The organism is Pseudomonas sp. PDM32, from assembly GCF_019219225.1.
Lineage (GTDB): Bacteria > Pseudomonadota > Gammaproteobacteria > Pseudomonadales > Pseudomonadaceae > Aquipseudomonas > Aquipseudomonas laurylsulfatiphila.
Genome location: NZ_JAHUWE010000007.1, coordinates 145,206 through 171,412 on the forward strand (window position 1 = coordinate 145,206; position 26,207 = coordinate 171,412).

Consider the following 26,207-nt stretch of genomic DNA (forward strand, 5'->3'; position numbering starts at 1 on the left):
ATGCTCAGAGCAAGGGCCGTGCCATCGGTTTTTTATTCTTAAAAAAGTCGCTGCTTTCTTGTTATTTCGACTGTTTCGGACCCATTTTCATTGGGCGTGCAACCGTCTAAACCGCGGAAGGTAAAACCATTATTTTTTTGAGGCGCAACCCGCCTGCGCCATCATTGCAACCGTGGCTTTAAACGACGTGCAACCAGCCTGTAACAACGTGCGTCACCGAAGTGCACACTGCTGGTGCGAGACTGCTACAACCCGCACCACTACAGGCTAGCTGCAGATCGAAAAAGCGCCGCTTGCGCCCTGCAAAAATCAACATTCAGATCACGATCCGCAGGCACTGGCCTGCGTGATACAGCGAGAATCCCGCCTCGTACAGACAGCTGCGCAACCCCACCCCGGCCAATGGCTGCATGGGCGCGAAAGGAATCGGTAGCGCTTGAGGATTTCCGTTACACAGGTATTCGGCAAAGGCCTTGCCGACCACCGTACCCGTGGTCACGCCCCGCCCGTTGTAACCGGTGACGGCCACCAAACCGGGCGCTGGTTCGAACAGGCGCATCAAATGATCGGGGGTGAAGGCGATGCGACCGGTCCAGGTGCACTCCCATTCCACTGGTTTGAGGTAGGGGAAATAGTGCTGCTGCACCCGGTCGGCCCAGGCCTTGAGGAACCAGGTCGGCTTCTGATTGCCATTGCCCAGGCTGCCAAGCAACAGGCGACCGTCTTTATCCCGACGGATACTGCTGAGTACCTGTCGAGTGTCCCAGGAACCCTGGCCACCGGGCAGAATTTGCCGGGCGGCTTCTTCGGTCAGCGGCACCGAGGCCACCTGATAGTAATAACCGGGGAAGAAATTGCGCCGCAGTTCCGTCCAGTCGCCTTCGGTGTAGGCATTGGAGGCAATCACCACTTTCTCGGCCATCACCGAACCCTGGGCGGTTTGCACCGACCAGCGCTGGCCCTGACGCTCGAGCCGGGTGACCGGGGAATGATCGAACAATTGACCGCCCAGGCCGATGGCCGCCTTGGCCAGCCCGGTGGTGTAGGCCATCGGGTTGAGCGTGCCGGCGCGGCGATCGAGCAATGCCGCGGCGATCTTTTTCGTGCCGGTGGCTTGCTCGCAGGCCTGACCGGTGAGCAACTCCACCGGCGCACCGCGACGCTTCCATTGTTCTTCACGACTGCGCAAGTCGGCTTCGCCACGGGCGTTGTGCGCCATGTGCAGCGTGCCTTCGCGGCGCAACTGGCAATCGATGTTGTATTTGTCGACAAGGCTGAACACCAGGGATGGCGCCGCGCCCAGCATGCGGTTGAGCTGGCTGCCGACCTCAGTGCCGAACCCTGCTTCGATCTCGTCCGGGGGAATCCACATCCCGGCATTGACCAGCCCGACATTGCGCCCCGAACCACCATGGCCGGCACGATGGGCCTCCAGCACACAAACGGTCTTGCCTTGCTCCAGCAGATGCACCGCCGCCGACAAACCGGTAAACCCGGCGCCGATGACGCAGACATCCACCGTGACCTCACCCTTGAGGGCCGAATTGTCCGGCCTCTGCGGCGTCAGTTTTTCCCACAGACACTCTTCGCGTAACGGCATTGCCAGACTCCAACAGAAACCTAACAAACTCATCATTCCCCTGTAGGAGCTGCCGAAGGCTGCGATCTTTTGATTTTGTTTCAAAAGATCGCAGCCTTCGGCAGCTCCTACAGGGGATCATCTACCGGATCAGTCGAAGGTGATCCCTTGAGCCAACGGCAACTCCAGCGAATAGTTCACGGTGTTGGTCTGGCGGCGCATGTAGCCGCGCCATGCATCGGAGCCGGACTCACGACCGCCGCCGGTTTCTTTCTCGCCACCAAACGCGCCACCGATTTCCGCACCGCTCGGGCCGATGTTGACGTTGGCGATGCCGCAGTCGCTGCCCACCGCCGACATGAACTGCTCGGCTTCACGCACGTCGGTGGTGAAGATGCACGAGGACAGGCCTTGTGGCACGGCGTTATTCAGGCGCAGCGCTTCCTGGAAGTCGGTGTAGCCGACCACGTACAGGATCGGGGCGAAGGTTTCGTGGCAGACCACATCGCTCTGCTCAGGCATTTCGACGATGGCCGGCGACACGTAGTAAGCGTTCGGGAACTGGTCTTCCAGCTGACGCTTGCCGCCGAAGACTTTGCCGCCTTCGCTCAACGCCTGCTCCAACGCATCCTGCATGTTGTCGAAGCTTTGCTTGTCGATCAGCGGGCCGACCAGATTGCCTTCCAGCGGATGGCCGATACGCACTTTCGAGTACGCGGCTTTCAAGCGGGTGACGATTTCTTCTTTCACCGATTCATGAGCGATCAGTCGACGCAGGGTGGTGCAGCGCTGACCGGCGGTGCCGACGGCGCTGAACAGAATCGCGCGAACAGCCATGTCCAGGTCGGCGCTCGGGCCGAGGATCATGGCGTTGTTACCGCCCAGTTCGAGAATGCTGCGGGCAAAGCGCGCGGCCACTTTCGGTGCCACTTCGCGGCCCATGCGGGTGCTGCCGGTGGCGCTGATCAGCGCTACGCGCGGGTCGTCCACCAAGGCTTCGCCGGCATCGCGGCCGCCGATCACTACCTGGCACAAATTCGCAGGCGCATCGCTGAAGTTCTTCACGACGCGATCGAACAGCGCCTGGCAGGCCAGCGCGGTGAGCGGGGTCTTTTCCGAGGGCTTCCACACCACAGGGTTGCCGCACACCAGTGCCAGCGTGGTGTTCCAGGCCCAGACCGCGACCGGGAAGTTGAAGGCACTGATCACCCCGACAACGCCCAGCGGGTGCCAGGTTTCACGCATATGGTGGCCAGGGCGCTCGGAGGCGATGGTCAAACCGTACAGTTGACGCGACAGGCCGACGGCGAAGTCGCAGATGTCGATCATTTCCTGAACTTCACCCAGGCCTTCCTGAGTGATCTTGCCGGCCTCCCAGGACACCAGCTCACCGAGGTCGGCCTTGTATTCGCGCAGCACTTCACCGAATTGACGCACCAACTCACCACGGCGCGGTGCCGGAACCTTGCGCCACAGTTCGAACGCATGATCTGCGCGACTGATGTGCTGCTCGACCTCAGCCGCGCCTTCCCAGTTCACGGCGGCGATCCTGCTGCCATCGACCGGCGAATGCACCGGCACTTTGCCGTTCTGGTACAGGGCCGGGTTCACACCTAGACGATCAAGCAATGCGGCAACCATGGGTCACTCCTCAAGCAAAAGACAGAACACGTGCAGCCGGAAAATCACGGCTGATCAGAGCTGTAGTTTTAGCTGCCCGGAGGTTACTCAACAAACGACCTTTAAGAGAGATATCATTCCGTTTATTCATGCAGTGCATTGCTGGCAATAAGAAACAAGAACCAAGGACCGCCCATGCTGAATAAACGCTACCTGCCATCGATCGCTGCGTTGCAGTGCTTCGAAGCCGTCACCCGGCACTTGAGCTTCACCCGGGCTGCCGAAGAGCTGAACCTGACCCAGAGCGCCGTGAGCAAACAGGTCGCGCAACTCGAGGAGTTGTTGCAGCACCTGCTGTTCCGCCGGGTGCGCCGTCGCCTGCAGATGACGCCGGCGGGCGATCTGTACCTGGTCGAGGTGCGAAAAATCCTCACTCAGGTCGAGATGTCGACCCATTACCTGCGTTCCTACGGCGGCGAAACCGAAGTCCTGCGGGTTTCGACGCCACCCACCTTCGGCGCGCGCTGGCTGGTACCGCGCCTGAAAGGCTGGCGTCTGCGACACCCATCGATCCATCTGGACCTGTGCAGCGAACAGGAAGCCGACGACCTGCTGCAAGGTCGCAGTGACCTGGCGTTCTACTTCGGCCAGGGCTCGCGGCCCGGCACCGAATGCCTGAAGCTGTTCGGTGAAGAGCTGGTGCCCGTGTGTGCCCCGGGTAGCCTGCCGGACACGCCGTTCACCGACCCGACCCAACTGACCGACCTGGTCCTGCTGCAGAACGCCTCCCGCCCCCAGGCCTGGCATGACTGGTTCGACCACCAGGGCTACCACACCGAGCACAGCTACCACGGCCCGCGTTTCGAAACCTTTTACATGTGCATCCGCGCCGCCCAGGTTGGCTGCGGCGTGGCGCTGCTACCGCGCTTTCTGGTGGAAGAGGAACTGGCCGACGGCAAGCTGGTCATTCCCTGGCAGCATGCAATGCCCAGCAGCGACTCCTATTACCTGGCCTACCCGGAGCATTCGGCGGAAGTGCCCAAGGTGCGGGACTTTGTGAAATGGATGCTGGAGCAAATTGATAGCCCGGATGCCCCACAACATTGAGCCTTTTCACAATCCCTGTGGGAGCGAGCTTGCTCGCGATGGCGTCATTACATTCAATACTTGAATTGCCTGTCAGTCCGCTATCGCGAGCAAGCTCGCTCCCACAAGGATCTGGTGCAGTCTGAAAAATTGCTGGCAATCCCCACCACCGTTGTGCGCCACTAGCTCTATTCAATGTGGAGAACCCCCGTTATGAGCGAGAGTGTGTTTGCCGATCGCATCGTGCAGAACCTGCTCGACACCGACTTCTACAAACTGACGATGATGCAGGCGGTGCTGCACAACTACCCCAACGTCGAAGTCGAATGGGAGTTTCGCTGCCGTAACGGCGAGGATTTGCGCCCGTACCTGGCGGAAATCCGTTTCCAGATCGAACGCCTGGCCGAACTGAGCCTGAGCGCCGATCAATTGAGCTTTCTGGAACGCATCAGCTTCCTGAAGCCGGATTTCCTGCGCTTTCTCGGCTTGTTTCGCTTCAACCTGCGCTACCTCCACACCGGTATCGAAAACGGCGAGCTGGTCATCCGCCTGCGCGGCCCCTGGCTGCATGTGATCCTGTTCGAAGTGCCGCTGCTGGCGCTGGTCAGCGAGGTACGCAATCGTTATCGCTACCGCGAAGTCGTGCTGGAGCAGGCTCGCGAGCAGCTCTACCGCAAGTTCGACTGGCTGAGCGCCAACGCCGGCAGCGATGAATTGTCCGAGTTGCAGGTGGCCGATTTCGGCACGCGCCGCCGCTTCTCGTATCGCGTGCAGGAAGAAGTGGTGAATGTGCTCAAGCATGACTTCCCCGGACGCTTTGTCGGCACCAGCAACGTGCACCTGTCCCGGGAGCTGGACATGAAACCGCTGGGCACCATGGCCCACGAATGGATCATGGCCCACCAGCAGCTCGGCCCGCGGCTGATCGACAGCCAGATCGCCGCACTCGATTGCTGGGTCCGCGAATACCGTGGCCTGCTGGGGATTGCCCTGACCGACTGCATCACCATGGATGCCTTCCTCGGCGATTTCGATCTGTTTTTCGCCAAGCTTTTCGACGGTTTGCGCCACGACTCGGGCGATCCGGTGGTCTGGGCGGAAAAAGCCATCGCCCACTATCACAAGCTCGGCATCGACCCGATGAGCAAGACACTGACTTTCTCCGACAGCCTGACCCTGCCCAGGGCCCTGGAGATATTCCGGGCGCTGCGCGGTCGGATCAATGTCAGCTTCGGCATCGGCACCAACCTGACCTGTGACATTCCAGGTGTCGAACCGATGAGCATCGTGCTTAAAATGGCCGCCTGCAACGGCCAGCCGGTGGCGAAGATCTCGGACGAGCCCGGCAAGACGCACTGCAAAGACCCGAATTTCGTCGCGTACTTGCGACACGTTTTTCAAGTACCTGCCGCCCTTTCAAGTCCATCAAGCAAGGAGTGAATTCATGCAAGCCGTACAGCGTGAGATTGCTGAACAGCTCAAGGTCCAGCCGCCATTCGCCGACGAAGCCGCCCTTGAGGCCGAAGTCGCCCGGCGGGTGACCTTCATTCAGGACTGCCTGGTCAACTCCGGGCTCAAGACCCTGGTCCTGGGCATCAGTGGCGGTGTCGACTCCCTGACCGCCGGCCTGCTGGCCCAACGGGCCGTGCGTGAACTGCGCCAGCGCAGCGGTGATGCCGCATACAAATTCATTGCCGTGCGCCTGCCCTACGAAACCCAGTTCGATGAACACGACGCCCAGGCTTCGGTGGATTTCATCAAGCCGGACGAGCGCCACACCGTGAACATCGGCCCAGCGGTCAAATCCCTGGCCAGTGAAGTGGCAGCCTTCGAAGGCAAACATGCGGTGTCGGTGGACTTCGTGCTCGGCAACACCAAGGCGCGCATGCGCATGGTCGCCCAGTACACCATCGCCGGTGCGGCCCATGGCCTGGTGATCGGCACCGATCACGCGGCGGAAGCGGTGATGGGGTTCTTCACCAAGTTCGGTGATGGCGCCTGCGACCTGGCGCCACTGAGCGGCCTGGTGAAAAACCAGGTCCGCGCCATCGCCCGCAGCTTCGGCGCGCCGGAATCGCTGGTGGAAAAAGTCCCGACGGCGGACCTTGAAGACCTGTCGCCCGGCAAACCGGACGAAGCCTCCCACGGCGTGACCTACGCCGAGATCGACGCGTTCCTGCACGGCCATCCGGTGCGTGAGGAAGCGTTCAAGATCATTTGCGACACCTACAACAAGACCCATCACAAGCGCGTGATGCCGTTTGCACCTTGAGGCGTGAGTGAATGAAAAAGCCCGCTGAAGTGTTGAGCTTCAGCGGGCTTTTCTTTGGCCAAAACATATGTCGATGCTGATGGCCCCTTCGCGAGCAGGCTCGCTCCCACATTGACGGCGCAAACCTGTGGGAGCGGGCTTGCTCGCGAAGCACGATGACGCGGTGTACCTGATTACTTCAGGGTCACGGTGCCTTTCATCATCGAGATGTGGCCCGGGAACGAGCAGAAGAACCCGTACTTTTCACCGGCCGCGAGCTTGGAAACGTCGAAGGTCACCGAATCGGTTTCATTGGCACCGATGATCTTGGTGTGGGCGATCACACGGGCGTCGCCTTCTTTCAGGTAGTTCTTGTCGATGCCGGCGCTCAGGCCGTCGGTGGCGATCGGCTGCATGTCGGCTTCTTTACTCAGCACCCAGTTATGGCCCATGACGTTCTTCGGCAAGCTGCCGGAGTGCTTGAGTTCCACGGTAAACGTCTTGCAGCTCTTGTCGATTTCAATGGCCTTCGTGTCGAAAGACATCTGGTCGGTGGAGTCGACAGTGACTTTGCACTCGGCAGCCATCAGTTGGCTGCTGGCCAGTGTCAACAGGGATACCGCAACAAGTTTGGCAAACATGGTGAATCTCCAAGGCAGGGTTAGCGAAATCGCGAATAAACAGAAGACTGCCTGAAAACTTCGCAAGTTCATATGACTTGAATCAAAAATTGTATACAACTTTCGCGCTATGGCACCGATACGAAATATCTACCGGCCAAGTGTCTGGCCCGGGCCTATCATCAGGCCGTCCCCCTTCAAATGGAATGCCTGTCATGTCGATCAACAGCCTGTTGTGCAGTTTGCTGGCCGCCTACGCCTGCGGCGCCAGCGGTACGTACGAAACGCCAAAACACCAAGTCTAGCCCTTGGAGTGACGCGCGCCTGCCTTTACTCTGTGGCCCTGATCGACCATGGAGCAAGGCATGTCTTTAACATCCGTTTGTGTATTTTGTGGCGCCAGCACCGGCACCCACCCGGCTTACCGCGAAGCCGCCGTGGCCCTTGGCCGGGCTCTGGCCGAACGCAAGCTGACCCTGGTGTATGGCGGTGGCGCCGTCGGGCTGATGGGCATAGTCGCTGATGCGGCCCTGGCGGCCGGCGGTGAAGTGATCGGCATCATCCCGCAAAGCCTCAAGGACAAGGAAATCGGCCACAGCGGCCTGACCCGCCTGGAAGTTGTCGATGGCATGCACGCACGCAAGGCCCGGATGGCCGAACTCAGCGATGCCTTTATCGCGCTGCCCGGTGGCCTTGGCACCCTCGAGGAACTGTTCGAAGTCTGGACCTGGGGCCAGCTCGGCTACCACGGAAAACCGCTGGGATTGCTGGAAGTGAACGGTTTCTACAGCAAATTGACGTCTTTTCTTGATCACATCGTCGGCGAAGGCTTCGTTCGCGGGCAGCACCGTGACATGCTGCAGGTGAGCGAATCACCGCAAAACCTGCTCGATGCGCTGGATGCCTGGCAACCGTCCGTAGCGCCAAAGTGGGCCGAGCAAAAACCCAGCTAACGGCTCGGCACCGATACAGGGCAGAATATGCGCCGCTCAACCTCACCTTCGACCCCAGAGGATCGCCCATGGCTAAACCTAATTATTCCTTCGCCAAACGTCAGAGAGACTTGGCCAAGGAGCAGAAGAAAGAGGAAAAGCTTCAGCGCAAGAAAGCTACAGCTGAAGAAGCGGCACTGAACCCTGAGGGTGAAGTGGCGGCAGAAGACGATGTTGATGCACCGAAAGACTCGGCGCCCGACGCCTGAGAACCTCCGGGCCGGTTGATCTGATCTGGCCCACCGGATCTGTGTAATGGATTGGCAGCTTGGCTGCCGATCCTCACAGACCAATCTGAAATACCCCTCTCCAGAATCGCTATACATTCCCCTTGTAGGAGCTGCCGAGTGAAACGAGGCTGCGATCTTTTGATTTTTTTTCGAAGATCAAAAGATCGCAGCCTCGTTTCACTCGACAGCTCCTACAGGGGCGGGGGCTATTCCAGTGGCATCACGGTTACCCGAACTTCCGGGTCGTGGTTACCTCCTCCCAGGATTACCCCCCGCAAGGGCGACACATCGGAAAAATCCCGGCCCCAGGCCAGGGTGATGTGCTCCAGCGCCGGCTGCACATTGTTGGTCGGATCGAAATCCACCCACCCCGACACCGGGCAAAACACCGAGACCCAGGCGTGGGACGCATCGGCACCGATCAGCCGTGGCTGGCCCGGTGGTGGCTGGGTCAGCAGGTAGCCGCTGATATAGCGCGCCGCCAACCCTCGGGAACGCACGCAAGCGAGCATCAGGTGAGCAAAGTCCTGACAGACCCCGCGTCGGCGCTCCAGCACTTCCACCAATGGCGTCGCCACCTGGGTAGCTTCGGCATCGAAAGTGAATTCGCTGAAGATTTTCTCCATCAGCGCCTGCACGCCGAGCAACAACGGTCGACCGGGTGGAAAACAGCTTTGCGAGAACTCGACGAAGTTTTTCTTCAAATGCACATACGGCGATTCGAACCGGTATCGGCAGGCTTCGAGCAATTCTGGCGACAACGGCTGGCTGCTGTAGGTCAGCGCGCTTCGTGTGTGTTCCCACGCCGCAGACCCACTGAAGTCCGGCACAGGTCGGGGCAACACTTCGATGGTGAGACTGGCGTTGACCAGCAACTCATCGTGGGGACGCTCAAATGCCAGCCGGGTCAGCGGATTGCCGAATACATCCAGCTCATCGCGACGCGAGGTCGGCTGCGGACTGATCTGCAATTGCCGGTCGGTGCAGCGCTGCCAGGCACAAGGCCGCGGCCACAAATGTGCCAGTTGCTGGGCCAGGGACACCGGGCTGTCGTAGTGATAATGGGTGTCGTGGAAAATCTGGTAGTGGGCGCTCATCAGACGGACACCGTGCGCTGGCTGACATCGTCGACATGGGCGAAATGCCGCAGCGCCAGGCGATCGGAGACTTGCCCGCTGGCATCGGCGATCTCCTGCAACAGTGCGGCCAGCCCTTCGATGGCGGCGCGAACACTGGCGTCGCCGAACAACGGGTTTTCCAGGCACCCCAGATCGAATCGCGCCAGACGCTCGACCAATTGCGGCAGTATTGTTTCACGCGGTACGCCAAAGTCGTCGTTGAGACGCTTGAGGGTGCGCGTCACCAGTTTCAACTGGAACAACACGGCGTGAGGGTTCTGCTCGTCGAGCAACAACAGGTCGAGCACCGGGATCAGTTGCGCGACCGCCAGATAGCGCGAGCGGTAGGTGATGCTGCTGTTGCCCAGTTCCAGCAACCATTCCAGCCCGGCCTGATCGAAGACCCCGGCGCCCCGCAGGAACGCCGCCAGGCTGCCGCTGAGAAATTGCAGGCGTTCGATCCGCCGGCCAATCATCAGGAAACGCCAGCCTTCGTCCCGGGTCATGTCGTCCAGGGCAAAACCGGACAGCGCCGCCAGGGACATCACCAAGCGGTTGAGGAAATCCAGCAACTCGCCGAAGTCCGGTTCTTCGGTTTCCAGCTCCATGGCTTCACGCTGCAACTCCACCAGCGCCTGCCAGTTTTCCCGCGAGAGCTTGCCGCGCACCTGCGAAGCGGCCCACTGCAAGCGTTGCAGGTTGGAGCGCAGGCTGAACGGCCAGTCGTCACCGAGCAATGCTGCCAACAGGCGTTCGGGTAATTCGCCCTCATCGGGCAGCAGCATCAAACGTTCGCCGAGATCGACTGCGGCCTGCAAGGCTTGCGGGTCGTCGCCGTCGACATAGCGCGCGAGCATGATGCGCAGCAAACGGGCACTGTCGTCGCAACGTTCGCAGTAACGACCAAACCAGAACAGGTTTTCCACCACCCGCGATGGCAGATACGGATCGCGCCGCACCAGATCATGCACACCGATATTGCGCTGGGCCTTCCATTGTTCGCCGCTGGGCGCACGATCGCCCAGCACCCAGGTGTCCTTGCTGGCGCCGCCACGCTGCATTGACACCACTTCGGCATCGGCTTGTGCGGCGACCCGGGTCAAGCCACCGGGCAACACCCGATATCCCTCGCGGCTGGCCACCGCATACACGCGCATGCCGATAGCCCGGTGCTGCAGTTGACCGTCTTCGGCTTGCCAGATCGGCGCCTGGGACAATTGCGCAAGTTCTTGCGCTACATAAGCGTATGGCCGTGCCTGCATGCGCTCGGCGAGCTCCTGGCGCTGTTTTTCACTCAAGTCGCGGCCAAATACCGGTGCAAAGCTCTGGGACGGAAACGCCGGTTTGATCAGCAGCTCCGGCAGTTTTTCCAGGGCTTGGGCCAATACCGGCGCTTCACCGCACCACCAGGTGGCGATGGACGGCAGGATCAGCTCTTCGCCGAACAGGAACTGATTGATCTTCGGCAGGAAACCCAACAAGCCCGGCGATTCCAGCACACCACTGCCGAGCGCGTTGGCCACGAGCACCCGCCCTTGCCGCACCGCTTCCAGCAGGCCCGGTACACCGAGGGCCGAATCGGTGCGCAGTTCCAGCGGGTCGCAGAAGTCATCGTCGAGCCGCCGCATGATCGCGTGCACCCGCCGCAGCCCACTCAGGGTCTTCAGGTAGACCGTGGCATCGCGCACCGTCAGGTCGCCGCCCTCCACCAGCGGATAACCGAGCTGACGCGCCAGGTACAGATGTTCGAAATAGCTTTCGTTGAAACGCCCGGGTGTCAGCAGCACTACCAAAGGCGCATCCCCGTCACTCGGGGCCTGACGGACCAGGGTTTCCTGCAAGGTGCGGAAGAACCCGGCCAGGTGCTGCACTTTCATATCGCGGTACAGCTCGGGAAAGGCCCGGGACACGATAGTGCGGTTTTCCAGCGCATACCCGGCACCCGACGGCGCCTGGGTACGGTCCGCCGTGACCCACCAGCGGCCATCGGGTGTGCGCGCCAGATCCACGGCATACAGATGCAGAAAGGCTCCGTCAGGCGGGCTGATGCCCTGACAGGGCCAAAGGAAATTGTTGTGACCGAACACCAGCTCGGCGGGCAGCAGTCCTTCGGCAATCAGCCGTTGCGGACCGTAAAGGTCAGCCAGCACGGCATTGAGCAAACGCGCCCGCTGAGCGATGCCGGCCGACAAGTGCTCCCACTCATCAGCAGCGATCACATGGGGCAGCAGGTCCAGCTCCCATGGCCGGTCAGCGCCCTTGGGGTCGGCATAGACGTTGTAGGTGACACCGTTTTCCTGGATTTGCCGGGTCAGTAGGGCCTGACGCTGTACCAGTTGTGCCGGCGTGCTGCGTTGCAACTGCTCGAACAGCCGGCGCCAGTGCGGGCGCACGGCGCCACTGTCGTCGAGCAGTTCGTGATAGGTGCCCGCCGTCAGCGGGTAGCGGTCAAGCAGGTCAGGCATGGAAAGCTCGGCAGACAGCAATGATCGGTCAGACTAGCGCAGGCTCGTGACGCCCGGATATACGAAAAATCCGAGCGTCGCGGACGGTTTAGAAACGTCGTAAATCGAGCGTCATCGGTAGCTCATCGTTAATGTCCAGATGGGGTACAGGGAGTTTCCCCGGCGTGTGTCCGATGCGGAAGAAGCGCGCCATCCGCCGACTCTCGGCCTCGTTGGCATTGACCGGCAAACTGTCGTAATTGCGCCCGCCCGGGTGGGCGACGTGGTACTGGCAGCCGCCCAGCGAACGCTGCATCCAGGTATCGAGCAGGTCAAATACCAGCGGCGCGTGGACCGGGATGGTCGGCTGCAGGCAGTTGGCCGGTTGCCAGGCACGAAAACGCACGCCCGCGACGAATTCACCTACACGCCCGGTGGGCTGCAATGGAACAGGAATACCGTTGCAGGTCAGCAGGTAACGCTGGGGCGGCAAGCCGCTGAGCTTGACCTGCAAACGCTCCAGCGACGAATCCACGTAACGCACCGTGCCGCCCATGGCGCCCTCTTCACCCAGCACGTGCCAGGGCTCAAGTGCCTGGCGCAGTTCCAGGGCAATACCACTGACGGCGTAATCGCCCACCTTGGGAAAACGGAACTCCAGATGCGCGGCGAACCATTCGGCCCGCACCGGATAGCCGGCGGCGTTGAGGTCGACGATGACATCGGCAAAATCCTGCTCGATAAAGTGCGGCAACAGGAAGCGATCGTGCAGTTCCGTGCCCCAGCGCGCGAGTTTTGGCGGTGCATAGGGCTCGCGCCAGAACCGCGCCACCAGCGCCCGCAGCAACAATTGTTGCGCCAGGCTCATGCGGGCATGGGGCGGCATCTCGAACGCACGCAGCTCCAGCAATCCGAGACGCCCGGTGGCACCGTCCGGCGAATAGAGTTTGTCGATGCAGAACTCGGCGCGGTGGGTGTTGCCGGTGACATCGATCAGCAGGTTGCGCAGTAGTCGATCCACCAGCCATGGCGGACATTCCTCACCCGCTTCAGGCATCTGCGCGAAGGCGATTTCCAGTTCGTACAAGGCATCGTTGCGCGCTTCGTCGACGCGGGGCGCCTGGGACGTCGGGCCGATGAACAGCCCGGAAAACAGGTAGGACAGCGATGGATGGTTGTGCCAGTAGCTGATCAGGCTGCGCAGCAGATCCGGGCGACGCAGAAACGGCGAGTCCCCCGGGGTCGCACCGCCCAGCACGAAATGGTTACCGCCGCCCGTACCGGTGTGCCGACCGTCGATCATGAATTTCTCGGTGGTCAGGCGGGTCTGGCGTGCTTCTTCGTAGAGGAACTCCGTTCGCTCGACCAATTCATCCCAGGTCGCGGACGGCTGCACGTTGACCTCGATCACCCCCGGGTCCGGGGTGATGCGGAAGTTGCTCAGGCGTGGATCGCTCGGCGGCTCATAGCCCTCCAGCAATACCGGGCACATCAGTTCTTCAGCGGTGGCTTCGATGGCCGCGACCAGTTCGAGGTAATCCTCGACCCGCTCCAGCGGCGGCATGAACAGGTACAACCGGCCTTCCCGCGCCTCGGCACAGAAGGCCGTGCGGGTCAGCCAGTCGGCGGACTCGTCGATTTTGGGCGCGCGCTCTTCTGTGACGGCTGCGCCCTGGCTCGGAAGTTGGCCAGTGTCAGGCAGCGGCGAGAAATCCTGATTCGGGTCTTGCGCATGAATGAATGGATATTCCGCCGCTTTCACCCAGGGTTGCGACCCCAGCGGCAAGCGATAGCCCAGCGGCGAATCCCCCGGCACCAGTCGGCAGTGCTCGTCGCGCAGATACCAGCGGCCGCTCTGCCACTGATCGCCCTTGGCGGTGCGCGCCAGCGGAAGGACCTGGCCAATCACCTTATCCAACCCCTGGCTGAATACCTTGCGCAGACGTGCCCGCTCCAGCGGTTCCTCCAGACGGGAATCCTCGGCGCTGACGTTTTGCGGCAGCATCCCTTCGCGCCAGAGGTAATAGAAGTTGTCTTCGTAGGCTGGAAAAACGAAGCGTGTCGGAATGTTCAGGCGTTCGGCGACACTCGCCAGAAAACGTCCGGCCAGCGCGCCATCGGCACCGTAGTCTTGTTGTTCGTCGGCAATCAGCGCGCTGTTGCGCCAGATCGGCACACCGTCGCGGCGCCAATAACAATTGAGCGACCAGCGCGGCAGTTGCTCGCCGGGGTACCACTTGCCTTGCCCGAAATGCACCAGTCCATTGGGCGCGTAGTGTTTACGCATGCGCTGGAACAGATCGGCGGACAACCGTCGTTTATCCGGCCCCAGTGCCGCGGTATTCCATTCGGCGCCGTCCGGATCATCGATGGACACAAAGGTCGGTTCGCCGCCCATGGTCAGGCGCACATCGCCCTCCAGCAAGTCGGCATCGATCTGTCGGCCCAGGGCTTGAATCGCCAGCCACTGGTCGTCGGTGTAGGGCTTGGTGACCCGCGGCGCTTCCCAAATCCGCTCCACGGACATTTCGTGGCTGAATTCGCACGCGCAGGGCTCCACCAGGCCACTGATCGGCGCCGCAGAAGAAGGATCGGGACTACAGGCCAGCGGAATATGTCCTTCACCGGCAAACAGCCCGGAGGTAGCGTCCAGGCCGATCCAGCCGGCACCGGGCAAGTACACCTCGCACCAGGCGTGCAGGTCGGTGAAATCCACTTCGGTGCCCGACGGGCCGTCGAGACTTTTCACGTCGGCGGTGAGCTGGATCAGGTAACCCGACACGAAGCGCGCCGCCAGCCCGAGATTGCGCAGCAGTTGCACCAACAACCATGCCGAGTCACGGCAGGAACCGGAGGCGTGTTCGAGGGTGTGTTCCGGCGTCTGCACGCCGGGTTCCATGCGAATCAAGTAGTCGATGTCTTCGCTCAGGCGCTGGTTGAGTGCGACGAGGAAGTCCACGGCAGGCAACGGTGTGCGGTCGATGCCGTCCAGATAGGCCTTGAATTTCGGCGTCAGCGGCAAGGTTTCCAGGTACGGCGCCAGTTCCTTGCGCTCATCTGCGGCATACGTGAAGGGGATCTTTTCCGCGTAGGGTTCGAGGAAGAAGTCGAACGGATTGAAGATCGCCATCTCCGCCAGCAAATCGACCTCGATCCGCAGTTCTTCGGTTTTCTCCGGGAATACCAGCCGCGCCAGGTAATTGCCCTGAGGGTCCTGCTGCCAGTTGATGAAGTGCTGCTCGGGCGAGACTTTCAGCGCATAAGACAGAATCCGCGTGCGGCTGTGGGCGGCGGGACGCAGGCGAACAATCTGCGGGCCGAGCTCGACAGCGCGGTCATAGCGGTAATGCGTGACATGGTGCAATGCGACATGAATCGACACGGCGTGCCTCCTGCGAGCCTTGAGCGTGTGGGAAAGCGCGCAAGACTTATGCCATCCCGCATTGCTGGCGCTTTCTTCGGTTGCCTGAGGCAGTACAGCACCAAAACCGGGCGGTGCAGAGAATTGGATTGCAAGAGTTGCACGTATTTGTGGCGTTCAGTTGCATAGTCGCCGCCAAAACCGGCCTCTTCGCGGGCAAGCCCGCTCCCACAGTGTCCGAGTCGAACACAATTTTTGCGAACGCCTCTAAACCTGTGGGAGCGGGCTTGCCCGCGAAGAGGCCAGCAGCCCTGCACACCCTCCAAGCCCGGAATGCAAAACGCCAACCCGAAGGTTGGCGTTCTGTTCAGCGGGCGAGGCTTATCGCGGGACGACGGGCTTGCGAGCCGGCTTCGGCCCCTTGCCCTTGGCCGCGTCCTTGCGTTCCTTGGCCGCCTGCTGGTTGCGGGCGAACGCCGCCGCCTTGGCCTGTTCGCGCTTGTCCCACGGGTTGCCGCCATCGCTGGCACGCGGTGGCAGGCCGGTGTGCTGGGTGAGGATCTTGGTGGTCTTTTCCTTGGCCACTTTATGGCTGCCAGCCGGCGTCGAGTTCTTGCGACGGGCGCTCTGGTAGCTGTCAGTCGACGGCTGGTGCAAAGGAATCAACTGGTTCTTGCCCGGCCCGATCAGGTCGGCGCGGCCCATGCGGGTCAGTGCTTCACGCAGCATCGGCCAGCCTTTCGGGTCGTGATAACGCAAGAACGCCTTGTGCAGACGACGCTGCTCTTCGCTCTTGACGATGGTCACCGCGTCACTCTTGTAGGTGACCTTGCGCAGCGGGTTCTTGCCCGAGTGGTACATCGCGGTGGCGGTGGCCATCGGCGACGGGTAGAACGCCTGCACCTGGTCGGCACGGAAACCGTTGCCCTTGAGCCACAGGGCCAGGTTCATCATGTCTTCATCGGTGGTGCCCGGGTGGGCCGCGATGAAGTAAGGGATCAGGTACTGCTCCTTGCCCGCTTCCTTGGAGTACTTCTCGAACATGCGCTTGAACTTGTCATAGCTGCCGATGCCCGGTTTCATCATCTGGTTGAGCGGACCTTCCTCGGTGTGTTCCGGGGCGATCTTCAGGTAACCACCAACGTGGTGGGTCACCAGCTCTTTAACGTATTCCGGCGACTCGACCGCGAGGTCATAACGCAGGCCGGAAGCGATCAGGATCTTCTTCACACCCGGCAATTCACGGGCACTGCGGTACAGCTGGATCAGCGCCGAGTGGTCGGTGTTCAGGTTCGGGCAGATGCCAGGGAACACGCAGGATGGCTTGCGGCACGCGGATTCGATTTCCGGGCTTTTGCAAGCGATGCGGTACATGTTCGCGGTCGGGCCGCCGAGGTCGGAGATCACACCGGTAAAACCGGGAACCTTGTCGCGAATTTCTTCGATTTCGCGAATGATCGACTCGTGGGAACGGTTCTGGATGATCCGTCCTTCGTGCTCGGTGATCGAGCAGAAGGTACAGCCGCCGAAGCAACCACGCATGATGTTTACCGAGAAACGGATCATCTCGTAGGCCGGGATCTTTTCCTTGCCGTACGCCGGGTGCGGAATGCGCTGATAAGGCATACCGAACACGTAGTCCATTTCTTCGGTGGTCATCGGAATCGGTGGCGGGTTGAACCAGACGTCGACTTCGCCATGCTTCTGCACCAGCGCACGGGCGTTGCCCGGGTTGGTTTCCAGGTGCAGCACGCGGTTGGCGTGGGCGTAGAGCACCGCATCATTGCGGACCTTTTCCACCGACGGCAGACGGATCACGGTCTTGTCGCGGGTCATGCGCGGGCTAGCCAAAATCTGCACGACCTTGGCTTCCTGCGGATCCTCGACCGGACCTTTTTCCTGCTCGATGGCGCAGGCAGCGGTGTCCTGGGTGTTCACGTACGGGTTGATGATCTTGTCGATCTTGCCCGGACGGTCGATGCGCGTGGAATCGACTTCGTACCAGCCTTGCGGCGTATCACGACGGATGAATGCGGTCCCGCGCACGTCGGTGATGTCTTCGATCTTGTGACCGTAGGACAGACGCTGGGCGACCTCGACGATCGCGCGCTCGGCGTTGCCGTAGAGCAGGATGTCGGCGCTGGCGTCGATCAGGATCGAGTTGCGCACTCGGTCCTGCCAGTAGTCGTAATGCGCGATGCGACGCAGCGACGCTTCGATGCCGCCGAGCACGATCGGCACGTGCTTGTAGGCTTCCTTGCAGCGCTGACTGTAGACCAGGCTGGCGCGGTCCGGACGCTTGCCCGCCAGGCCACCCGGCGTGTAGGCATCGTCGGAACGGATTTTCTTGTCCGCGGTATAGCGGTTGATCATCGAGTCCATGTTGCCGGCCGCGACACCGAAGAACAGGTTCGGCTCGCCGAGCTTCATGAAGTCGTCTTTGGACTGCCAGTTCGGCTGGGCAATGATCCCGACGCGGAAGCCCTGGGACTCCAGCAGCCGGCCGATGATCGCCATGCCGAACGACGGGTGATCGACGTAGGCATCACCGGTGACGATGATGATGTCGCAGGAATCCCAGCCGAGCTGATCCATCTCCTCCCTGCTCATGGGCAGGAACGGCGCTGGCCCGAAACATTCGGCCCAGTACTTGGGATAGTCAAATAACGGCTTGGCTGCTTGCATGTCGATAACCGGTGTTGGCTTTCATTGAATTTCGCGGGCGCGGAATATAGCACAAATTTTGACCAATTCCGACGGCTGTGGTCGGAAATTGGTGGGAGATGCTATAGCGCAATACCTTGGAGCAACACACAACCCTTGTGGCGAGGGGGCTTGCCCCCGTTGGGTTGCGAAGCAACCCCAAATCCTGAGCCCCCCCATTCTCCAGATGAAACGAGTTGGCTGGTTTTACGACTGCTTCGCAGCCGGACGGGGGCAAGCCCCCTCGCCACAGGGGCCCTGCGTCAACAGTTACTCGTCATCGTCGAAGTTATAGCTGCCCGGCGCCAGGTTCTCGAATCGGGTGTACTTACCGATAAAGGCCAGGCGGATAAAGCCGATCGGCCCGTTCCGCTGCTTGCCGATGATGATCTCGGCAATGCCCTTGTGCTCGGTTTCCGGGTGATACACCTCGTCGCGATACACGAACATGATCACGTCGGCGTCCTGCTCGATCGCTCCGGATTCCCGCAAGTCGGAGTTCACCGGGCGCTTGTTGGGCCGTTGTTCCAGGGAGCGGTTGAGCTGCGAGAGCGCCACCACCGGGCAGTTGAATTCCTTGGCCAGGGCTTTCAGGGAACGGGAGATCTCGGAGATCTCGTTGGTCCGGTTGTCACCGCTGGAACCCGGGATCTGCATTAGCTGCAGGTAGTCGATCATGATCAGGCCGACATCGCCGTGTTCGCGCACCAGACGACGGGTCCGGGCGCGCATTTCCGACGGGCTGATGCCCGCGGTATCGTCGATGAAAAGCTTGCGGTCGTTGAGCAGGTTGACCGCCGAGGTCAGGCGCGGCCAGTCGTCGTCTTCCAACTGACCGGAACGCACCTTGGTCTGGTCGATGCGGCCGAGGGAAGACAGCATACGCATGATCAGCGATTCGCCTGGCATCTCGAGGGAGTACACCAGGACGGCCTTCTCGCTGCGCAGCACGGCGTTTTCCACCAGGTTCATCGCAAAGGTGGTTTTACCCATGGACGGACGGCCGGCGACGATGATCAGGTCGGCCGGTTGCAGGCCGCTGGTTTTCTCGTCGAGGTCGGTGTAGCCGGTGGACAGGCCGGTGATGGCGTTGTCGGTGTTGAACAGGGTGTCGATGCGGTCGATGGCCTTGGTCAGCAACTCGTTCACACCCACTGGGCCACCGGTTTTTGGCCGGGCCTCAGCGATCTGGAAGATCTGCCGTTCAGCTTCATCGAGGATTTCTTCTGCCGTGCGCCCCTCAGGATTGAAGGCGCTGTCGGCGATTTCGGTGCTGATGCCGATTAATTGACGCAAGGTCGCGCGCTGGCGAACGATCTGCGCATAGGCCTTGATGTTGGCGACGGACGGCGTGTTTTTCGCCAGCTCGCCGAGGTAGCCGAGGCCACCGACTTGCGAGGTCTGACCTTCCTTGTCCAATTGCTCGGCAAGGGTCACGACGTCGATCGGCGAGTTCTGATCGGCCAGTTTGGCGATCGCACGGAAAATCAGGCGGTGGTCGTGTCGATAGAAATCGCCGTCGGAGACTTGATCGAGCACACGCTCCCAGGCGTTGTTGTCCAGCATCAGACCACCGAGCACGGCCTGTTCGGCCTCGATGGAATGCGGCGGCACCTTCAGCGCGGCGGTTTGCAGGTCGTATTGCTCGGGAGCTAAGATTTCGTTCATGGCCACTTGGTTTTTTTTTGGAAAGCAGGAATGTAAAAACTGGGATGCCAGAAAGACAAAGGGCACGACCTGTAAACAGGATCGTGCCCGATGTTACCGGCAAGCACCCGAGGGTGCCAGCCGACAAGTGCTGCTTAAGCTGCTACCACGACAACGCGTACGGTGGCTTCAACTTCGGCGTGCAGGTGCACGGCTACGTCGAATTCGCCTACGTTGCGGATGGTGCCGTTCGGCAGACGAACTTCGCTCTTCTGCACTTCAACGCCGGAGGCGGTCAGTGCGTCAGCGATGTCGTGAGTACCGATCGAACCGAACAGCTTGCCTTCGTCGCCAGCGGTGGCAGTGATGGTCACTTCCAGCTCGGCCAGTTGGGCAGCGCGGCTTTCAGCCGATGCTTTGCGATCTGCTGCAGCTTTTTCCAGCTCAGCGCGACGCTCTTCGAACGCAGCCAGGTTGGCTGGGGTCGCAGCGGTAGCTTTGCCGTAAGGCAGCAGGTAGTTACGACCGTAACCAGCCTTAACGTTCACTTTGTCACCCAGGTTGCCCAGGTTGGTGACTTTTTCCAGAAGGATCAGTTGCATGTGAAAATCCTCTTAACTTTTAACCTTCACCGTTCGCGTTATCGGCATCTTTCGGTGCCGAACGACCGCGAAAATCAATCAGGCTGTCGACGATGGCCAGGACCACCAGCAACGGATAGATCAGTTGCATGAACAGCAACAGCGTCACGTACAACCCCACCAGCCAGAACCTGGCCAGTCGCTTCTGCGCCACCAGCCCGTGAATCAGGGCCAGCCCGGCGAACACCAGCGGTACACTGCACAACGGCGTCAACATAGCCATCTGTGAACCGAGATTCGGCCCCAGAAGCATGCACGCCAGCAGCAACATCGCCGGCAACAGCGGGAAGCGGATGGCGCGAAACTCGCGACCAAAACCGCCAGGGTTGTACAACAACGCCTGCCAGTAGCGCCCGACAAGCAGGCTCAGCAAGCTGACGATTTGCAACAATGCCGCAATCAGGCCGGTCAGGACCGGTGCAATCAGGGACGCGAAACGCGCTTGTTCGTCTACCGACAACTTCTGGTAGACATCGCCGAGTAGCGACGGCATGACTTTGATCAAAGCCTGCGCCAGCATCTCGATCTGGGGAGCAAAAGCTGTCCCCAACACCACTGAAAACACCACTCCCATCGCTATGCTGACCAGCAGCACGCGGTTCCAGGACTCGCTTGCGCGCAAAACCAACGCAAGGCTCGCAGACCCCAGCAGCACCAGAAGTGCCCGTGGGTCGTCGGAGTAAAGCCACCAGGCCAATGCCGGCAGCAGTCCCAGAGCAAGAACGCCCAGGGCGTCCCTCAATCCGCGCCGCAGGAGCACAAGGCATCCGGCGGCAGCACCCAACCAATACAACAACGGCAATGCCGCGCATCCAGCCACTACCAGAGTGGCCTGCATACGGCCGCGCATGATGAACTCAGCTATGGCCCGCATGCATTCAATCCTTTGCTACGTGTCGACTGCCCGGTCTCAGCGGCCGTGGCTGTCGGTGTAGGCCAGCAGGGCCAGGAAGCGGGCGCGCTTGATAGCGGTGGCCAGCTGACGCTGATAACGAGCTTTGGTACCGGTGATGCGGCTTGGAACAATTTTGCCGGTCTCGGATACGTAGGCTTTCAGAGTGTTGAGATCTTTGTAATCGATCTCTTTCACGTCTTCAGCGGTGAAGCGGCAGAATTTACGACGACGGAAGAAACGTGCCATTTGATAGGCTCCTTAAAAGGTCCGTGGATTACTCGTCAGCGTTATCGCTGTTGTCGCTGTCATCACTGTCAGCGCTTTCAACGCCTTCGTGCTCAGGACGGTCGCGACGCTCACGGCGCTCACTGCGGTTTTCTTCAGCCTTGAGCATCTCGGACTGGCCGGTAACGGCTTCGTCGCGACGGATGACCAGGTTACGGATCACTGCATCGTTGTAGCGGAAGTTGTCTTCCAGCTCGGCCAGGGCCTTGCCAGTGCACTCAACGTTCAGCATCACGTAGTGAGCCTTGTGAACATTGTTGATTGCGTAGGCCAGTTGACGACGGCCCCAATCTTCCAGACGGTGGATTTTGCCGCCGTCTTCTTCGATCAGCTTGGTGTAACGCTCAACCATGCCGCCGACTTGCTCGCTTTGATCCGGGTGGACCAAAAAGATGATTTCGTAATGACGCATGAATGCTCCTTACGGGTTGTAGCCTGCCGCTCAAAAGCGGTCAGACAAGGAGTGAATGACACTTATGGACTTGCGGACGCTAGACACGTTGGTGCCTGCCATCACAGCAAGGGGCGCAATTGTAGAGAAGGGGCGAGAGAGGCGCAAGGTAATTGGTGATTATTTGAACAGCCACCAAATTCATGCCACACCGCAAAACACTGTGGGAGCGGGCTTGCTCGCGAATGCGGTACGACATTCAACATCTTTGCTGAATGTTACTCCGCTTTCGCGAGCAAGCCCGCTCCCACAGGGACTGCAACCGGATCAGGATTTCTTGGCGGCAGCCTTGGCTTTGACGCTGCGCTGGCGCTGCGCTTCGAACAGGCAAACGCCGGTCGCCACGGAAACGTTGAGACTGCTGACGCTACCGGCCATCGGCAGGTTCACCAGATAGTCGCAATGCTCACGGGTCAGGCGACGCATGCCCTTGCCTTCGGCGCCCATGATCAGGATGGTCGGACCGGTGAGATCCTGGTCATACAGGCTGACCTCAGCTTCGCCGGCCGTACCGACAACCCACAAGCCACGCTGCTGGAGCTTTTCCAGGGTACGCGCCAGGTTGGTCACGGCAACCAGCGGAATCACTTCCGCCGCGCCGCAGGCAATTTTTCGTACAACCGGAGTCAGCGTGGCTGACTTGTCCTTCGGCACGATCACTGCCAGCGCGCCCGCCGCATCGGCGGAACGCAAGCAGGCACCGAGGTTGTGCGGATCGGTCACGCCGTCGAGCACCAGCAACAACGGTGCACCGTCGGTGCGATCGAGCAGTTCGTCGAGCATTGCCTCGCCCCAGACCTGGCTTGGACTCACGTCCGCGACCACGCCCTGGTGCACACCTTCAACCCAGGCGTCCATTTCGCGGCGCTCGGCCTGGCCGACCTGGACCCGGTTTTCATTGGCCAGCTCAATCAGCGTCTGGACCCGAGGATCATTGCGGCCTTCGGCCAGCCAGATCTGCTTCACGCGTTTCGGGTGATGACGCAACAACGCTTCTACAGCATGAACGCCGTAGATCTTTTCCAACTGACTCATGGCTTGGCCTTAGGTTTACGCGCCCCGCCACTCTTGGCTGGAGCCGAGCCCGCTTTTGGCGGGCCTTTACGATGTTTGCTCGGTTTGGCTGGCTTGCCGCCGACGGCCTTGTCAGGCGCCGACCGGCTGGTCTTTCCCCCAGACGCCGCTTTACCGCCGCTTTTCGCACCGGCCAGCAACGCCTGTTTCATTTCACGACTTTTGCGCACTTCGGCGTTTTTCGCCGCGGCATCGCTAGGGCGATAGGCTTCCACCGCCTTTTCCTTGGCAGGACGGCGACCGGTTTTCGCCGGGGCCGGTTCTGCGACTGTTTTTGTAGAGAGGGCTGCAGGTGCTGCCGCTTCCGTACCGCGCTTTTTGCGGCCGATCGGTGCGCTGATGGTTTTTTCGGCCATCTCGAAGTCGATCTTGCGCTCGTCGAGGTCGACGCGCATGACTCGCACTTCTACGGTGTCGCCCAGGCGGAAGCTGCGACCGGTGCGCTCACCGGCCAGGCGGTGGTGCACAGGATCGAAGTGGTAGTAATCGCCCGGCAGCGCGGTGACGTGCACCAGGCCTTCGACGTAGATATCGGTCAGTTCGACGAACAGACCAAAACCGGTCACGGCAGTGATCACGCCCGGGAACGATTCGCCCACGCGATCTTTCATGAACTCGCACTTGAGCCAGTTCACCACGTCGCGGGTCGCTTCGTCGGCACGGCGTTCGCTCATCGAGCACTGCTCGCCGAGTTGCTCCAGGGCCGCTTCGTCGTACGGATAGATGCGCGCCTTCGGAATGGTCATCGCACCGGCACGGCGAACGTGAGGGGTGTTCTGCTTCGAATGGATCACGCTGCGAATCGCCCGGTGCGTGAGCAAATCCGGGTAGCGGCGGATCGGCGAGGTGAAGTGCGTGTACGCCTCATAATTCAGGCCGAAGTGCCCCTGGTTATCGGCGCTGTACACAGCCTGGCTCAACGAACGCAGCATGACGGTCTGGATCAGGTGGAAATCCGGACGATCCTTGATACCAGCCAGCAATGCCTGGTAATCCTTCGGCGACGGACCGTCCTTGCCCTTGTGCAGGGACAGGCCGAGCTCGCCGAGGAAGGCGCGCAATTTTTCCAGACGCTCCGGTGGCGGACCATCGTGAACACGGTACAACGCAGGAATTTCGTGTTTTTTCAGGAATTCGGCGGTGGCCACGTTGGCCGCCAGCATGCATTCCTCGATCAGCTTGTGTGCATCGTTGCGCACGGTCGGACGGATTTCGGCGATCTTGCGCTCGGAACCGAAGATGATCCGGGTTTCCTGGGTCTCGAAATCGATCGCGCCACGAACGTGACGGGCCGCCAGTAACACCTTGTAAAGCGAGTACAGCTGCTTGAGGTGCGGCACGACGTCGGTGTATTCGCCGCGAAGCTTGCGCGCCTCGGTGGCTTTCGGCGTTTCGAGCATGGCACTGACTTTGTTGTAGGTCAGGCGCGCATGGGAGTGGATCACCGCTTCGTAGAAGCAGTAGTCGGTCATTTCGCCGGATTTGGAGATGGTCATCTCGCAAACCATGGCCAGGCGATCGACTTGCGGGTTCAGTGAGCACAGGCCGTTGGACAGCTGCTCAGGCAACATCGGAATCACGCGCTCGGGGAAGTACACCGAGTTGCCGCGAACCTGCGCTTCGGCATCCAGTGCCGAACCAAGCTTCACGTAGCTGGATACGTCGGCAATCGCCACGTACAGCTTCCAGCCACCCGAGAACAGGCGCAGCTTGCCAGGACGGGCTTCGCAATAGACCGCATCGTCGAAGTCGCGGGCATCTTCGCCGTCGATGGTGACGAACGGCAGATGGCGCAGGTCGATGCGCTTCTCTTTGTCTTTCTCTTCGACTTCCGGCTTGAGCTTGCCAGCTTCCTTGAGCACGGCGTCAGGCCAGACGTGAGGAATGTCATAGGTACGCAGGGCGACGTCGATTTCCATGCCCGGCGCCATGTAGTTGCCCACGACTTCAACCACGTCGCCTTGCGGCTGGAAGCGTGGCGTCGGCCAGTGAGTGATCTTCACTTCGACGAACTGACCGATCTGCGCGTTGGCATTACGGCCCGGTGTCACCAGCACTTCCTGCTGGATCTTCGGGTTATCCGCGACGACGAAACCGATACCGCCCTCTTCGAAGTAGCGACCGACGATGCTTTCGTGAGCACGGGATACCACTTCGACGATCATGCCTTCGCGGCGACCACGACGATCCAGGCCGGAAACACGCGCCAGGGCGCGGTCACCGTCGAACACCAGACGCATCTGCGCCGGGCTCATGAACAGATCGTCACTGCCGTCGTCCGGCACCAGGAAGCCAAAGCCGTCGCGGTGACCGCTGATGCGGCCCAGGATCAGGTCAAGCTTGTCCACCGGCGCATAAGTGCCGCGACGGGTATAGATGAGTTGAGCATCGCGCTCCATGGCGCGCAGGCGGCGGCGCAGGGCTTCGATCTGGTCTTCTGTGGTCAGACCAAACTCTTCGACCAGTTGCTCGCGGTTAGCAGGCGAACCCCGATCAGCAAGATGCTGAAGGATCAGTTCGCGGCTAGGAATAGGGTTTTCATATTTTTCCGCTTCACGAGCGGCCTCGGGATCGAGGGACTGCCAATCGGCCATTAGAGAGTTTTCACCTTGTCTATATGCGGGTTAGTTTGGCATAGGCGTAATGAAACGGGAAATTTCAGGCTAAGACGACCCATCTAAAGCCCTGTATCGACACCGCAAAGCTGTTTTGAAGACCGCTGGCGAAATTTTCCAGGTTTTTTTGATTCCGGGGGTTTACAGTTAAAAAGACGCTCCGTATAGTGCGCGCCATCGACGACGGAGACGTTGCCGATACTGCCCAGATGGTGAAATTGGTAGACACGCCAGCTTCAGGTGCTGGTGACCGCAAGGTCGTGGAAGTTCGAGTCTTCTTCTGGGCACCAATTTCGAGCTTGAGATTAGTTCAATTTCAAGGCTCACACAAAAACCCGCGAAAGCGGGTTTTTGCATTCTGGACCACTGGTTTATTAATTTTTAAAATCAGGGGTTTACAGATCAAAACGCTCTCCGTATAGTGCGCCACATCAACAGCGGCAACGCTGAAGATGAATGCCCAGATGGTGAAATTGGTAGACACGCCAGCTTCAGGTGCTGGTGACCTTACGGTCGTGGAAGTTCGAGTCTTCTTCTGGGCACCAATTCAAATTCAAGGTTACGGCCTTGAATTTCACAAAAACCCGCGAAAGCG

General features: G+C 60.4%; 19 protein-coding genes and 2 tRNA genes. 7 read left to right on the plus strand and 14 right to left on the minus strand.

Annotated elements, in window-relative coordinates:
* Positions 1-316: 316 nt before the first annotated feature.
* Both KW846_RS15170 and KW846_RS15175 read right to left on the minus strand, forming a co-directional pair.
* Positions 317-1,600, minus strand: a complete 1,284-nt coding sequence (locus tag KW846_RS15170) for an FAD-binding oxidoreductase (protein ID WP_218483145.1) — start codon at positions 1,598-1,600, stop codon at positions 317-319.
* Between the two features lie 129 nt (positions 1,601-1,729).
* Entirely contained in the window at positions 1,730-3,220 is a 1,491-nt protein-coding gene (locus tag KW846_RS15175; RefSeq protein ID WP_007973303.1) for an aldehyde dehydrogenase family protein, read from the minus strand.
* A 174-nt stretch (positions 3,221-3,394) separates the two neighbouring features.
* Here KW846_RS15175 and KW846_RS15180 point away from each other — a divergent pair, with 174 nt between their 5' ends.
* The 3 genes from KW846_RS15180 (at position 3,395) to nadE (ending at position 6,557) form a co-directional block, all read left to right on the plus strand.
* Positions 3,395-4,306 (plus strand): LysR family transcriptional regulator, encoded by a 912-nt coding sequence (locus tag KW846_RS15180; protein WP_007973301.1) that lies wholly within the window; start codon positions 3,395-3,397, stop codon positions 4,304-4,306.
* 192 nt (positions 4,307-4,498) lie between these two features.
* Entirely contained in the window at positions 4,499-5,725 is a 1,227-nt protein-coding gene (gene pncB / locus KW846_RS15185) for a nicotinate phosphoribosyltransferase (protein WP_218483148.1), read from the plus strand.
* Positions 5,726-5,729: 4 nt separating this feature from the next.
* Positions 5,730-6,557: an ammonia-dependent NAD(+) synthetase gene (gene nadE, locus KW846_RS15190; protein ID WP_095964709.1), complete on the plus strand. Its 828-nt coding sequence runs from the start codon at positions 5,730-5,732 to the stop codon at positions 6,555-6,557.
* 173 nt (positions 6,558-6,730) lie between these two features.
* Here nadE and azu read toward each other — a convergent pair whose 3' ends face one another.
* Positions 6,731-7,177 carry an azurin gene (azu, locus tag KW846_RS15195; RefSeq protein WP_007973294.1) on the minus strand — a complete coding sequence of 149 codons (447 nt, stop codon included), beginning with the start codon at positions 7,175-7,177 and terminating at the stop codon, positions 6,731-6,733.
* Positions 7,178-7,521: 344 nt separating this feature from the next.
* Here azu and KW846_RS15200 point away from each other — a divergent pair, with 344 nt between their 5' ends.
* A complete protein-coding gene (locus KW846_RS15200; RefSeq protein ID WP_007973290.1) occupies positions 7,522-8,109 on the plus strand; it encodes a TIGR00730 family Rossman fold protein in 588 nt (195 codons plus the stop codon).
* 68 nt (positions 8,110-8,177) lie between these two features.
* Positions 8,178-8,357 (plus strand): hypothetical protein, encoded by a 180-nt coding sequence (locus KW846_RS15205; RefSeq protein WP_007973286.1) that lies wholly within the window; start codon positions 8,178-8,180, stop codon positions 8,355-8,357.
* A gap of 227 nt (positions 8,358-8,584) precedes the next feature.
* Here KW846_RS15205 and KW846_RS15210 read toward each other — a convergent pair whose 3' ends face one another.
* The 11 genes from KW846_RS15210 to rnr all read right to left on the minus strand — a co-directional run bounded on the left by KW846_RS15210 (position 8,585) and on the right by rnr (position 25,591).
* On the minus strand, positions 8,585-9,475 hold the full coding sequence (locus tag KW846_RS15210) for a transglutaminase family protein (protein ID WP_218483151.1): 891 nt from the start codon (positions 9,473-9,475) through the stop codon (positions 8,585-8,587).
* Positions 9,475-11,961 carry a circularly permuted type 2 ATP-grasp protein gene (locus tag KW846_RS15215; RefSeq protein ID WP_218483153.1) on the minus strand — a complete coding sequence of 829 codons (2,487 nt, stop codon included), beginning with the start codon at positions 11,959-11,961 and terminating at the stop codon, positions 9,475-9,477. Before KW846_RS15215 ends, KW846_RS15210 begins: the two co-directional genes overlap by 1 nt.
* Positions 11,962-12,049: 88 nt before the next feature.
* Entirely contained in the window at positions 12,050-15,322 is a 3,273-nt protein-coding gene (locus KW846_RS15220) for a transglutaminase family protein (protein WP_218483155.1), read from the minus strand.
* A gap of 360 nt (positions 15,323-15,682) precedes the next feature.
* A complete protein-coding gene (locus tag KW846_RS15225) occupies positions 15,683-17,986 on the minus strand; it encodes a YgiQ family radical SAM protein (protein WP_218483157.1) in 2,304 nt (767 codons plus the stop codon).
* 288 nt (positions 17,987-18,274) lie between these two features.
* On the minus strand, positions 18,275-19,672 hold the full coding sequence (gene dnaB / locus KW846_RS15230; RefSeq protein ID WP_007973277.1) for a replicative DNA helicase: 1,398 nt from the start codon (positions 19,670-19,672) through the stop codon (positions 18,275-18,277).
* A 134-nt stretch (positions 19,673-19,806) separates the two neighbouring features.
* Positions 19,807-20,253 carry a 50S ribosomal protein L9 gene (rplI, locus tag KW846_RS15235; RefSeq protein ID WP_007973276.1) on the minus strand — a complete coding sequence of 149 codons (447 nt, stop codon included), beginning with the start codon at positions 20,251-20,253 and terminating at the stop codon, positions 19,807-19,809.
* A 19-nt stretch (positions 20,254-20,272) separates the two neighbouring features.
* Positions 20,273-21,166 carry a hypothetical protein gene (locus tag KW846_RS15240; RefSeq protein WP_046039838.1) on the minus strand — a complete coding sequence of 298 codons (894 nt, stop codon included), beginning with the start codon at positions 21,164-21,166 and terminating at the stop codon, positions 20,273-20,275.
* Positions 21,167-21,202: 36 nt separating this feature from the next.
* On the minus strand, positions 21,203-21,433 hold the full coding sequence (gene rpsR, locus KW846_RS15245) for a 30S ribosomal protein S18 (RefSeq protein WP_002551829.1): 231 nt from the start codon (positions 21,431-21,433) through the stop codon (positions 21,203-21,205).
* Positions 21,434-21,461: 28 nt separating this feature from the next.
* Entirely contained in the window at positions 21,462-21,884 is a 423-nt protein-coding gene (gene rpsF, locus KW846_RS15250; protein WP_007973274.1) for a 30S ribosomal protein S6, read from the minus strand.
* Positions 21,885-22,190: 306 nt separating this feature from the next.
* Positions 22,191-22,958: a 23S rRNA (guanosine(2251)-2'-O)-methyltransferase RlmB gene (gene rlmB, locus KW846_RS15255; RefSeq protein WP_007973273.1), complete on the minus strand. Its 768-nt coding sequence runs from the start codon at positions 22,956-22,958 to the stop codon at positions 22,191-22,193.
* Entirely contained in the window at positions 22,955-25,591 is a 2,637-nt protein-coding gene (gene rnr, locus KW846_RS15260; protein ID WP_218476033.1) for a ribonuclease R, read from the minus strand. Before rnr ends, rlmB begins: the two co-directional genes overlap by 4 nt.
* A 224-nt stretch (positions 25,592-25,815) precedes the next feature.
* On the opposite strand from rnr, the gene KW846_RS15265 reads away from it, so the two are divergent.
* Positions 25,816-25,902: transfer RNA gene (locus KW846_RS15265), tRNA-Leu, on the plus strand.
* A 168-nt stretch (positions 25,903-26,070) separates the two neighbouring features.
* Positions 26,071-26,157 (plus strand) — tRNA-Leu (locus tag KW846_RS15270).
* Positions 26,158-26,207 lie beyond the last annotated feature (50 nt).